This is a genomic window from Halomonas sp. BC1 (genome assembly GCF_002078135.1).
Lineage (GTDB): Bacteria > Pseudomonadota > Gammaproteobacteria > Pseudomonadales > Halomonadaceae > Vreelandella > Vreelandella stevensii.
Window position 1 is genome coordinate 103,323 of the sequence record NZ_LFGS01000009.1, and the last position, 12,386, is coordinate 115,708.

At 50.1% G+C, this 12,386-nt stretch carries 11 protein-coding genes; all 11 read left to right on the forward strand.

The genetic code is table 11. From position 1 onward, the window contains the following. Window positions 1-371: 371 nt before the first annotated feature. Window positions 372-1,325, forward strand: coding sequence for an ABC transporter ATP-binding protein (locus B7L72_RS08370; RefSeq protein WP_081193708.1), 954 nt, complete (start codon window positions 372-374; stop codon window positions 1,323-1,325). A 20-nt stretch (window positions 1,326-1,345) separates the two neighbouring features. Then, window positions 1,346-2,407 (forward strand): dTDP-glucose 4,6-dehydratase, encoded by a 1,062-nt coding sequence (gene rfbB, locus B7L72_RS08375; RefSeq protein ID WP_081193710.1) that lies wholly within the window; start codon window positions 1,346-1,348, stop codon window positions 2,405-2,407. Continuing rightward, window positions 2,404-3,297, forward strand: coding sequence for a dTDP-4-dehydrorhamnose reductase (gene rfbD / locus B7L72_RS08380; protein WP_081193712.1), 894 nt, complete (start codon window positions 2,404-2,406; stop codon window positions 3,295-3,297). The genes rfbB and rfbD overlap by 4 nt, the downstream gene beginning before the upstream one ends. A 142-nt stretch (window positions 3,298-3,439) precedes the next feature. Next, a complete protein-coding gene (gene rfbA, locus B7L72_RS08385; RefSeq protein ID WP_081193714.1) occupies window positions 3,440-4,330 on the forward strand; it encodes a glucose-1-phosphate thymidylyltransferase RfbA in 891 nt (296 codons plus the stop codon). A gap of 43 nt (window positions 4,331-4,373) precedes the next feature. Beyond that, window positions 4,374-4,928 carry a dTDP-4-dehydrorhamnose 3,5-epimerase gene (gene rfbC / locus B7L72_RS08390; protein ID WP_081193716.1) on the forward strand — a complete coding sequence of 185 codons (555 nt, stop codon included), beginning with the start codon at window positions 4,374-4,376 and terminating at the stop codon, window positions 4,926-4,928. 58 nt (window positions 4,929-4,986) lie between these two features. After that, entirely contained in the window at window positions 4,987-6,945 is a 1,959-nt protein-coding gene (locus tag B7L72_RS08395; RefSeq protein ID WP_254893784.1) for a glycosyltransferase, read from the forward strand. Window positions 6,946-7,171: 226 nt separating this feature from the next. Continuing rightward, window positions 7,172-8,644 (forward strand): mannose-1-phosphate guanylyltransferase/mannose-6-phosphate isomerase, encoded by a 1,473-nt coding sequence (locus B7L72_RS08400; RefSeq protein ID WP_303245521.1) that lies wholly within the window; start codon window positions 7,172-7,174, stop codon window positions 8,642-8,644. Beyond that, window positions 8,644-9,726, forward strand: coding sequence for a hypothetical protein (locus B7L72_RS08405; RefSeq protein WP_081193720.1), 1,083 nt, complete (start codon window positions 8,644-8,646; stop codon window positions 9,724-9,726). Before B7L72_RS08400 ends, B7L72_RS08405 begins: the two co-directional genes overlap by 1 nt. 88 nt (window positions 9,727-9,814) lie before the next feature. Beyond that, window positions 9,815-10,891, forward strand: coding sequence for a hypothetical protein (locus B7L72_RS08410; protein WP_081193722.1), 1,077 nt, complete (start codon window positions 9,815-9,817; stop codon window positions 10,889-10,891). Between the two features lie 3 nt (window positions 10,892-10,894). Next, window positions 10,895-11,800 carry a glycosyltransferase family 2 protein gene (locus B7L72_RS08415; RefSeq protein WP_081193724.1) on the forward strand — a complete coding sequence of 302 codons (906 nt, stop codon included), beginning with the start codon at window positions 10,895-10,897 and terminating at the stop codon, window positions 11,798-11,800. Between the two features lie 119 nt (window positions 11,801-11,919). After that, window positions 11,920-12,386: hypothetical protein (locus B7L72_RS18535; RefSeq protein WP_176212855.1), on the forward strand; the 467-nt coding region annotated here is incomplete at its 3' end.

Here is a 12,386-nt window from a genome sequence, read left to right on the forward strand (position 1 = left end):
GCGGGTGCGCTCCGCTTACACCGCGCTACGAACACCGCCAACCTCGAAAGCGTGCAACCCCGTTGCACAACGTAATAGTCAAGCGAGCCACCACCCCGTAGCGCGGCGTAACGAAAGAGCGAGAGCAACGAGCGAAAGAGGCGCCCGCGAAGGGCGGCCCTAGCCGCCCCGATCAAGCCACAGTAACCGAGCAAACCTCACTGGCCTCACCAGCACCCCTAACGGGGTGCTTCGCGGGTGCGCTCCGCTTACGCCGCGCTACGAACATCGCCAACCTCGAAAGCGTGCAATTACGCGCGGCGGCCCTTTACGCCACGGAATGTTGAAACGCCACCAAACCGCATCGAAACACCATCGGCAACCACTACCAAATGATCGAAATAAACAACCTCTACAAACGCTACCACAACCACCACGGCAGCGATTGGGTGCTCAAAGACATTAACCTCACGATCCCCACGGGGGTGAGCGTGGGGTTGATTGGTGCCAACGGCGCGGGTAAATCCACGCTGCTCAAACTGATCGCCGGGATGGACAAACCCGAACGCGGCGAAGTCATCCGCCGCAGCCGCGTTTCCTGGCCGGTGGGGCTGGCTGGCGGCATGCAAAACAACATGACCGGGCGGCAAAACGTCAAGTTCGTCGCCCGTACACAAGGTAGTGGTTCAAAAGAAGTAAAACGGGTCATCCAGTTTGTTGAAGAGTTCGCCGAAATTGGCAAAGCCTTTGATGAGCCTGTACGTACCTATTCATCAGGGATGCGCGCACGGCTTTCGTTTGGGCTTTCCCTCTCCTTCGATTTTGATGTTTATATCTCGGATGAAGCCACCGCCGTAGGCGACCGTGCTTTCAAAGCCAAAGCACAAGCCTTATTTAAAGAGCGAATTGGTAAAGCCTCGCTGATTATGGTTTCCCACTCGGAAGGCATCCTTAAAGACCTCTGCCAAGCAGGGCTGTATCTAAAAGAGGGCCGCGCCTACTGGCATGACGATATTAATGCAGCGATCAAGGCCTATCACGCAGACGTTGATAGTGGCAAAGAGGTCACTAAGCCCAAGGCAGCGCATAAGCCCAAGCGGTTTGACAGTTTGCCCAGCAACATTCCCGAAGCAGACAAACACCTACAGCAAGCAAAAAGCAAGTTGGCGGAGGCGCAAAGAGCATTAAAAATCGCTAACCAACAAAATTTACTGCCTATCTACCGTAAACATATTCGTGATGACATCCCCAAGAGGCAACAGCAAATAGCTAATGCCCAACGTCACCTAGAAGCACTCAAGCAAGAGCAGGGCGGCTCCAACACCGCTGCTGAACAAACTGAATAGCAAACTCAAGAATGTAATACATGGCGAACAAAACTTTCCTAATTACCGGCGGCGCTGGCTTTATTGGTTCAGCGGTCGTGCGTGAGCTTATCCAAAACTCTACCCACTGTGTGGTGAATGTAGACAAGCTCACCTATGCAGGGAATTTAGAATCGCTTGTCAATGTTGAAACCAGTGAGCGTTATGCCTTTGTGCAGGCCGACATTTGCGATGCACCCGCCATGCAACAACTGTTTGAACAGCACCAACCCGATGTCGTTATGCACTTGGCTGCCGAGAGCCATGTAGACCGCTCCATTGATGGCCCCGCCGAGTTTATCCAAACCAACGTAGTTGGCACCACAGTACTGCTAGAGGCGGCACGTAGTTACTGGAATAGCCTGGAAGGTGAGCGTCGTGATGCATTTCGATTCCATCACATCAGTACAGATGAAGTCTATGGCGATTTGGAAGGCACCGACGACCTATTCACCGAAGAAACATCCTACGCCCCTAGCTCGCCATATTCGGCCAGCAAGGCCAGCTCTGATCACTTAGTGCGCGCCTGGCAGCGTACTTACGGCCTGCCCACGCTGGTAACCAACTGCTCAAATAATTACGGCCCGTACCATTTCCCGGAAAAACTGATCCCGTTGATGATTCTCAACGCCCTGGCCGGTAAACCCCTCCCGGTATACGGCAATGGCCAGCAAATCCGCGATTGGCTTTATGTAGAAGACCACGCCCGCGCCTTAATCAAAGTGGCCACAGAAGGCGAAATCGGCGAAACCTACAACATTGGTGGGCATAACGAAAAAGCCAACCTTACCGTTGTTGAAACACTGTGCGACCTGCTTCAAGAGCTAGTGCCACAAGAGCGGTCGTACCGTGAGCTCATCACCTTCGTGACCGATCGCCCCGGCCACGACGTACGCTACGCCATTGATGCCAGCAAAATTGAACGCGAACTCGGCTGGGCGCCAGAAGAAACCTTCGAAACCGGCCTACGCAAAACCGTGCAGTGGTACCTCGCCAACGAAACCTGGTGGAAACGTGTGCAAGACGGCAGCTACCAAGGCCAACGACTGGGTAGTATTTCATGAACATCTTCATCACTGGCGGTAATGGCCAGGTTGGCTTTGAGCTACAGCGCCAATTTGCCCCTTTCGGTACTATCCTGGCCCCGACACGCCAAGAGCTCGATTTAACCAACGCCGATGCAGTAGAGGCTTACCTTGCCAAACACCAGCCTGGCTTAATCCTCAATGCAGCGGCCTATACAGCAGTGGATAAAGCCGAAAGCGAGCCACAGCAGGCTAAACGCCTAAATGCCGAGCTACCCGCGCAATTAGCGGAATATGCAGCGAAGCAGGGCATTCCCCTGGTGCACTACTCAACGGACTACGTTTACCCAGGCAACGGCGAACCCCCCTGGCAAGAAGACAGCCCCACTGGCCCGTTAAGCGTGTACGGCCAAACCAAGCTAGAAGGGGACGAAGCGGTGGTTAACAGCGGTGCCAGCCACCTGATTTTTCGCACCAGCTGGGTATACGCCGCGCGTGGCAACAACTTTATGAAAACCATGCTGCGCCTGGGCCGCGAGCGGGAAGCGCTAAGCATCGTCAACGATCAAATCGGCGCGCCCACACCCGCCCGCCTAATCGCTCAAGTCACCGCGCTGGCATTTACCACTCACCACTCACCATTAACTATTCATATCCCGACAGGGATTTACCATCTCGCCCCCAGAGGTGAAACCAGCTGGCAAGGCTTCGCCAGCGAAATTTTCAGTCAAGCCCGAAAAGCAGGGGAAGCACTAACGATTACGCCTGAAAGCACCGCAGGCATTCCTACGGTTGACTACCCAACTCCCGCCCAGCGCCCGCTGAACTCACGCATGGCGCTAGGCAAATTAGAAAGCGCACTAGGCATCACCATGCCGCCCTGGCAGAGCCAGCTAGCATTAACGCTTAAAGAACATCTCAGTAATTAAAAAAAACGTTATTCGCCACGGACGACACGGACAAAACCATTTATTTGTTATTGAGTTGTTGCTTTTGACTTTGTCCGTGTTTTCCGTGAGTGTCCGTGGCTAAAAATGAAAACCCTTAGCTAAACCAATGAAAGAGCCCACTATGAGCCAAAACTCACAAAGAAAAGGCATTATCCTGGCCGGGGGCTCGGGCACAAGGTTACACCCCATCACCCGCGGTGTCTCCAAGCAGCTACTGCCAATTTATGATAAGCCGATGATCTACTATCCGATTTCAGTACTGATGCTGGCGGGTATACAGGAAATATTGGTGATTTCAACGCCGCAGGATCTTCCTCAATACAAAGCGCTACTAGGTGATGGCAGTGATTTTGGCGTGCATTTTGAATATGCCGAGCAGCCAAGCCCGGATGGTCTGGCGCAAGCGTTCCTTATTGGTGAAGATTTTATTGGCGATAGCCCTGTGTGCTTAGTGCTGGGAGATAACATCTTCCACGGGCAGCATTTTTCTGACCAGCTCAAACGTGCGCGGGTGCAAGAAAAAGGTGCCACCATTTTTGGTTATCAGGTAAAAGATCCACAACGCTTTGGTGTTGTGGAGTTTGACCAGGACGGTATCGCCGTATCCATAGAGGAAAAACCTGAAAAGCCTAAGTCACCTTACGCGGTAACAGGCCTGTATTTCTATGATAATGATGTCATCGATATTGCCCGGCAGATCAAGCCCTCCCCCCGTGGCGAGCTGGAAATCACTAGCGTCAACAACGCGTACCTTGAACGTGGTGATTTGCGCGTAGAGCGTCTTGGCCGGGGTTTTGCCTGGCTGGATACCGGTACCCACGACAGTTTGTTGGAAGCCAGCCAGTATGTGCAGACCATAGAGCGCCGCCAAGGGCTCAAAATTGCCTGCCTGGAAGAAATTGCCTGGCAGCAACACTGGATCAGCAATGAACGTCTGATTGAGCTCGCCGAACAGCTAGCGAAAACGCAGTACGGTCAATACCTTCAAGGCCTTGTGGCAACTAGGCGTTAAATTTCTCATTTTTTTGATCAATAACTTACGTAACCTATCAGCTATGCACTTCGAAAAACTCGCTATATCAGATGTGGTGCTGATGACTCCTCAAGTCTTCGGCGATGAGCGCGGGTTCTTTATGGAAACGTTTCGCCAAAGCGAGTTTGAAGCTTATTGTGGTGCCTATACATTTGTGCAGGACAATCACAGCAAATCGATACAAGGCACGCTTCGCGGCCTGCACTACCAGCTTGAAAAGCCCCAAGGCAAGCTAGTACGCGTGACCCGGGGGGAAGTGTTTGATGTGGCGGTAGACTTACGCAAAAGTAGCCCCACCTTTGGTCAGTGGGTAGGTGCCATACTAAGCGCAGAGAACAAGCAGTTACTTTGGGTCCCACCAGGCTTTGCTCACGGCTTTTATGTAACCAGTAAAGAAGCCGAGTTTCAGTATAAGTGTACTGATTACTACCACCCTGAAAGTGAAATCTGCATTCGTTGGGATGATCCTACATTGGCCATAGAATGGCCGTTAGTAAGAGAGAGTGTTCCAAGCGTGTCTCGGAAAGATGCTGAAGGGTTACCTTTTGCAGCAGCGCATGTTTATCAAGCCATTTAATATCGATAAAGAGAGGCAGTGAGTGACAGACAGGGAAAACAGGGGCAATGAGAACAGTGTGGATTCAGCCCAGCTCCATGGTACACATCCTTATCATCAACCGGTTGACCTTCCCTTTGTGTTGCCTACACGTCTTTATACCGGCATGTTGGTAGTATGGCTTCTACGTCCAGCGTTACAACAACGTTTCCCTTTGCAGCACAATAGCCCTGAAACCTATCTCCGCTTCCTTGCCTGGTGTGCCTACCTGGGGCGTCGCCAATATTCGGTGTTACGCGATATAGAGGAATGGAATCATGAGCTTATGCAACCCGTCGAGATGCCATATCTTAAAAAGTGTGCCTGGCAAAAAAGCTACACGGTAGGCATGTATCTTGCTGGGTTTTCAAGAAGTAAATATTGGCACTCCCAGATAATGGGAAACGTTAAAATGCGACATCGTGCAGCCCGGTGGTACTTCCGTGAAGGGCGGCAGATGACAGGACTTGACGATTGCCCGGCGTGGCAGCTAGCCGCGCTACAGCAAGCCTTCGGTGATATCGATAGCTTCACACAGCAACTGATTTTGCCCAAAGACGCACAATTAGCGGGTGGTGAACAAAGAATTCTGAGTAATGTGGCCGATATTACCGCTCAATGGCAAAACAAACCCCCTGAGCCGAACGAGCCTTTAAATAAGCATCAACAAAAAGTTGCACCATATAAAGTTTCACGCCTGCAAAACACTGCCAGATTAGCTTCCGTGCTACCAATTGAAGCTAATGAGATCAGCTGGCTGATCAATGAAGTCAAGCGGCATTTGCCAACCAATAAGCCCAATCAAAGCCAAATTACTGAATTGATGGCACCGTTACCCAAACCTATAAAGGCGGAGAAAAAACACATCACCAAACCATTCGGCGTCAATCTCGTTGGCTATGCACGGGGCGAATTAGGAATTGGTGAAGATGTCCGCATGCTGGCGGCTGCACTGCAAGAAGCACTGATCCCCTTCAATATCATCAACGTTGAGCCGGGGGGCAATGTCAGCCAGCGTGATACCAGTGCAGAGAAATGGCTTTCTGAAAAATTTGATTACGCCATCAGTATTTTCTGCATGACCGGTATAGAAATGACGCGTATGACGTTAGAGAAAGGCTTGGAATGGCTGGAAGGGCATTACAATATTGGCTTATGGCCATGGGAGCTGCCCGAATGGCCAAAGGCATGGCATCACGCCCTGAATCTCGTTGATGAGCTATGGGGAATCAGCCGCTATACTGCCGATGCTTACTCAGAAGCTGCTGGTTCTTTACCTGTTCTGCCTATGCCGCTACCTGTTTCAATCGATGCTGAAAATGTGCAGGCAGACAGGCAAAAATGGAACCTGCCAGAAGATGCTTATCTCTTTGTGTTTTCATTTGATATGAATTCCACCCTGGCACGAAAAAACCCCATAGCAACAGTAGAAGCGTTTTTGGAAGCGTTTGCAGACCAACCAAATAAACGTGTTGGCCTAGTGATCAAGGTAAGCCACTTAAATACGAAGCACTCAGCTTGGAAAGCGTTGGCAAAGCTGATCACGAAAGATAAACGCATTCAGCTTATTAGTGGCGAGTTACGTAAATCAGAAGTTCTTTCGCTATATAAAAGTTGTGATTGTTTTGTGTCTCTGCACCGCGCGGAAGGGTTTGGACGCGGGTTAGCGGAAGCCAAGCTGTTAGGGTTAGCGCTAATCACAACAAGGTTCTCAGGCAATATGGAATATTGCACAGATGAAAACACCTACCTGGTTGATTACAAGCTAGTGCCTGTTCGTGCCGATGAGTACTTTTATGGTGAAGGCCAACAATGGGCTGAGCCTGATAAACAGCAGGCTGCAAAGCTTATGTATAAATGTGTATTAGACTCCCAGAATTCCGACACGCATCCTGATGAGGATCTGCGAAAATTTGGTCTTGATTATTGTGGTGCTATCTATAGAGATCGCCTATCAACCATCATGGAGACTTCAGTGCAAGAGGCTCGTCATTCCTGAAACAACGCTGCACTTGCCATTCCTGAAGCGCCCTACACCCGTTATTCCAGAATACGGCTAAACCCGTCATTCCCGAGTGGGGTTATCGGGAATCCATTTTGACCTTGCCACTGAAGCCTGGGTGCTTGAATTACAATGGATTCCCGCTAAGAGCACGCAGGAATGACACATGGGCGGGATACGCGGTAATACATACAAGCTAAATTCAATATTCAGTAGTAACGTAATGTCTAAGATAAACTTGAAAAGGGAAGAGGTTCAAAACATGATTCATCCGGTGATTCTCTCTGGTGGTTCTGGTAGTCGTCTATGGCCTATGTCACGCGCAGGCTATCCAAAACAGTTTCTGGCCCTGCATGGCGATGACGGCACAACCATGTTGCAAGCCACCGCCCAGCGTGTACAAGGCGATAACTTCGCTGCACCGCTGCTGGTTTGCAATGAGGAGCATCGGTTTATCATTGCCGAGCAACTGCGCCTGGCCAACATTGAGCCCAGCGATATCATTCTAGAGCCGATAGGTCGTAACACCGCTCCAGCAGTTGCTTTAGCAGCCTTACGCCTCAGCCAATCAACCCCAGATGCATTAATGCTGGTCATGCCGTCTGATCACGTCATTCTGGATGAAACAGCATTTCATCAAGCCGTTGAGAAAGCGGCTGTTGCCGCCCGACAGGGTGCCCTGGTGACATTTGGTATCACTCCAGCGTCACCGGAGACAGGCTACGGCTACATTCAGCGCGGCGATGCCTGGCAATCTCAAGAAGGCAATGCAGAAGGCGTTTTCAGCGTTTCACGTTTTGTCGAGAAACCGGATCTTGCCACGGCCCAGCAATACCTCGATTCAGGCGACTATGCCTGGAACAGCGGTATCTTCCTGTTCAGTGCAAAAACATATCTTGATGTACTGGCAAAGTACCAACCCGATATGCTTACTGCCGCCACCAGCGCATTAGAAGGCAGCCAGCAAGACCTTATTTTCTGCCGTGTAGACGCTGACGCCTTTGCTGCCTCACCTTCAGATTCAATTGATTACGCCGTTATGGAACGCACAGAACAAGCGGCAGTTGTACCGGTGGAAATGGGTTGGAGTGACCTAGGCGCCTGGTCTGCCCTGTGGGAAATTGAAGAGCACGATAATAACGGCAATGTCACCCGTGGCGATGTGTTGCTGGATAAAACCCGCAACAGCTATATCTACGCGGAACACGCCATGGTGGCCACCACAGGCGTTGATGACCTGATTATCATTGCCACAGATGATGCGGTACTAGTTGCAGACCGGAACAATGCACAAGACGTTAAAGTGCTGGTAGAAAAGCTTAAGTCCGAAGGCCGTGCAGAGCACAATCTGCATACCACAGTACATCGCCCGTGGGGTTGTTACAGAGGGATTGATCTGGGAGAGCGCCATCAGGTCAAGCGTATTACCGTTAATCCAGGTGAGCGCCTTTCCTTGCAGATGCATTATCACAGAGCAGAGCATTGGATAGTCGCCAGCGGCACGGCGCTGGTAACCTGTGGTGAAAAGGAGTTTTTGCTAAGAGAAAACGAATCAACCTATATCCCCATGGGGGAAACGCACCGGCTTGAAAACCCCGGTAAAGTGCCTCTACAGCTAATAGAAGTGCAGTCAGGTAGTTATCTGGGTGAAGACGATATCGTGCGTTTTGAAGATGGCTATGGAAGAACTGAGTAATGAAAGCACTATGTATAACCGGGGCAGATAACTCCACTCTGGAAGCCATTGCCGCGCCATTCTACAAGGCAGGCATGCAGCCCCCTAAATCCCTGAAGCGTGAGAAAGAAGTTAGCTTTGCCCGCTGGCACCAACAGGTAGGGGATACGCTAGCCAAAAAGCAGCCTATCGGTAAGCTCTGGGAAAATCTTGCCAGTGATCTGCTGCTTGTTAATTTGGAAAGTGAGCTTTGGGGCTGGTATGAGGAACAAAGCGTCAAAGCGCTTGATTTCTGGGCTGACTTGGAGCCCAGCATTCACTTTCTATTGGTGTGTACTCGCCCGGAAGATGAACTCTGCCAAAAAATTAGCCAAACTGAAGGCTCGGTAGACGCCGAAGCCTTTATCAAAGAGTGGCATCAGCGCCATAAAAAGCTATTACAGTTCTACCTTAAACACCCGCAGCGTTGTCTGTTAATTGATGCTCAAGATGCCCTGCAACACCTGAATAAGCAACTACTGCTAGCGCATGATCACTGGCAACTACCTCTGGATCAGGAGACAGCAGAACAGCAGGTGGAAACACCTGCTGAAAGCGCTCAAGCCCAGGAAAATGCCCAGGAGCAAACCAGCGGGATTGTTTCTCTGGTGGCACGTGAGGCCCTGAAAAAAGTATCCATTGATATCACAGACTTCTATACAGAGTTACGCGCCGCGCAATACCCGCTAAATGGTCTGGAAGAAAGTGAAGCCACCACTCGCAAACTGTTTGACTGGCTCAGAGAAGACATTGACCTGACCGCCCTCAACCAGTTGCTGACGGAGTACCGAGCGTTACAACAACAGGCCACTCTGGCCAGCAAGCTTCCAATGCTGGAAAACCAAAGCCAGAACATTCGTCAACAGTTAGAAGAAGCTGAAGAAGACAACAAGCTTCAGCTGATGCAGCTTCAGCAAGTTAAAGAAGAGCTGCAATACTATTTCCAAAAAACCAAGAGCTGCAAGCTGAGCTGGAAGAAGTTGCCAAGCAAAAAGAAGATGCTTTGCATCAGAACCATCTTAATTTCGTTGCTAAAGAAGATGCCTTGCACCAGAACCATCTGAACGTAGAGGCTAAAAAGCAGCTGAGTTAAAAGTCGAAGAAATTCGCCATCAGTTAGATGAAGGCAAGCAAGAAAACGAGCTTCTGTTATTGCAGCTCCATCAGGTGCAGGAAGAGTTGGAAACCTATTTTATTCAAAACCAAAATTTGAATAAAAAAAAGCAGGAGTTGCAAACTGCATTGCAAGAGGCTGCTAAGCAAAAAGAAAATGCTCTACATCAGAATCATCTGAACTTCGTTGCTAAAAATGATGCTGAACTAAAAGTCAAAGAAACCACTCAGCAGCTGGAGGAAAGCAAGCAAGAAAATGAACTTCTGCTACTGCAACTCCATCAGGTACAGGAAGAGCTGGAATCTCATTTCCTTCAGAATCAAGAGCTGAGCAAAAAACAGGAAGAGCTAAACACTGCTCTTGAAGATGCATTACATCAGAACCACCTTAATGCAGTTGCGAAACAAGACGCTTTGCATCAGAACCACCTGAATGCTGAAGCTAAAAAAGCGGCCCAAGGTCAAGTTGCAGCAATTACGCAAGAATATGAATCCTTGCTAAGAGAGCTTCATCAGACGCAAGTTAACCTGGAAAAAAGCATCCAGGAAAACCACCAGCTCAGCCGGATGGTTAAGCAGCTACAAGCAGCTAATGAGCAGTACAAGCAAAGTTGGGCAGGGCGTTTGGTCAAAGCGCCGGCACCAGAGAAAGAGCTCGTTTATCAAGACCTGGAGTTAACCCATGAGCAGGTGAATAGCGACTACGAACACCTGTTAATCAACCTCAAAAATCCGGCCTTTGGCGCAGCGACTGCTAGCCAATGGAGCTTTTGTCTCTCCTGTGCTGCCGTCAAGCCAGGTGCTTTTGGCCAGCAGCCCAAGCTGGAGCTACCTGAACAAAAAGAGCAACTGCTACATAAGTGGTTTGAGGAAAGCGTTAGCGAGCATGGCCCAAAACTAGAATTGCGCTTTGCCCTACCAGGCAGCATGGACACCAGCGTCTGGAAGCAAATAGAGCAGCACGACCAGAAGCTGATTCGCTCACTGATAGAGCAGTTACCTCAAATACTTGGCGAGCTAAAACAAAAAGGTACGCCGATCTCAAGAAGTTGGGAGGACTGGGAACGGTTGGCGAGCGATATGAACCGCATTCACCAGTCGAAAGTGAGCAAATAAGTCATGAACGAGCACCCTCTTGTATCGATAGTGATGCCATCCTTCAATCAGGCGCAATTTATAGAGGAAGCACTTGATAGCCTGCTTACCCAAAGCTGGCAGCATCTTGAGGTGATCGTTCAGGACGGAGGCTCCACCGATGGTACGCAAGAGCTACTGGCAGACAGAAGCGCAAAAGATAAACGCATACGCTGGGCATCAGAACCGGATAATGGCCCAGCGGACGCTATTAACAAAGCCTTGGATAAAGCTAGAGGCACCTACATCGGTTGGCTCAATTCTGACGACTGCTTTACGCCTGGAGCAGTAGAGCGGGCAGTCAATGCCTTTAAGGCCCACCCGGAATGGATACTCTGTTATGGGCAAGGGCAGCATATTGATGAAAAGAGTCAATTCACTCATCTCTATGCCACCTTGCCAGATATCCATGACCCCAACCCTGAGGTACCCGAGCAAAGGGTTTTTCAGCAAGGGTGTTTCATCTGCCAGCCGACGGTTTACTTCAAAGCAACCATGCTGACGTTGATCGGTAAACTCAATACCGATATTAAAGCCAGCTTTGACTTTGACTATTGGGTAAGAGCGTTCAAGGCATTTCCGGGTCGTATTGGCTACTTGCCTGATGTACAGGCGTCTAGCCGTTTGCATGAAAACACCATCACCTATGAGCAAAGGCTAAGAGTCGCTGTTGAAGGCATCAAACTTTTGGCAGAACACCAAGGAGCAGCACAAAGCCACTGGATGGAAAACTATATGCATGAACAAATCCAGCGTGGAAGAAACAAACAGGAATTGTATCAGGAAGCCATAGAAACCCTGCCAACCCTGTTACCTTGCCTACCAGAAACAGAACAAATCAAGCTTCAGCAGGCGGTTAATCAGCTATTAAACCCTGATTCAGAAGGGTAGCGATGCCAACCTACCGCGCCTGTGGCCAGTTGTATTTGCACTACAGGCCATCTGATCGGCGTGGAGTTCTCCAAAGAACAACGCCAACTTATTACGTTCGATGTTGAGACCGTGTAACCATGCCAGAACAACACCCAATCGCCCGCTACCAAACCCTAATTCACCTGGGCAGCGGTACTCACCCCGCTGTAGACAGCTATACCCAGCTGGCCGAAGAGGTATGGTTGGTGGATGCTGACGGCGACGCCATTAACCAGTTGCAGGAAAACTACGCAGAAACCCCCAACCTGCATCTGCGCCAGGAAATCATTGCCACAGAACAGCAGCCAGCCACTTTCTACCACTACAATTTGGCTTGGGCGAATGGCCTTGAACCTATTGATGAGGCCACACAGCGCCTTTACCCTGGTTTGCGTTGCATAAAGACAACCCAGCAGCTGGCTCAGCCTATTGATCAACTGGTGGCTGAAGCATTGAAAGATCAAGATCGGAATCTGCTGATTCTCGACCTGGGCGAACAAAACGAGCCTCTGCTACAAGCGTTGGAAGAAAGTGAGCAACTAACACGTTTTACTAGCGTTATTCT

Coding starts and splice junctions, on each gene's coding strand:
- rfbA (WP_081193714.1), top strand. CDS start 3,440: ATGAGCCAAAACTCACAAAGAAAAGGCATTATCCTGGCCGGGGGCTCG.
- rfbD (WP_081193712.1), top strand. CDS start 2,404: ATGAACATCTTCATCACTGGCGGTAATGGCCAGGTTGGCTTTGAGCTA.
- rfbC (WP_081193716.1), top strand. CDS start 4,374: ATGCACTTCGAAAAACTCGCTATATCAGATGTGGTGCTGATGACTCCT.
- B7L72_RS08400 (WP_303245521.1), top strand. CDS start 7,172: ATGTCTAAGATAAACTTGAAAAGGGAAGAGGTTCAAAACATGATTCAT.
- B7L72_RS08415 (WP_081193724.1), top strand. CDS start 10,895: ATGAACGAGCACCCTCTTGTATCGATAGTGATGCCATCCTTCAATCAG.
- B7L72_RS08405 (WP_081193720.1), top strand. CDS start 8,644: ATGAAAGCACTATGTATAACCGGGGCAGATAACTCCACTCTGGAAGCC.
- rfbB (WP_081193710.1), top strand. CDS start 1,346: ATGGCGAACAAAACTTTCCTAATTACCGGCGGCGCTGGCTTTATTGGT.
- B7L72_RS08370 (WP_081193708.1), top strand. CDS start 372: ATGATCGAAATAAACAACCTCTACAAACGCTACCACAACCACCACGGC.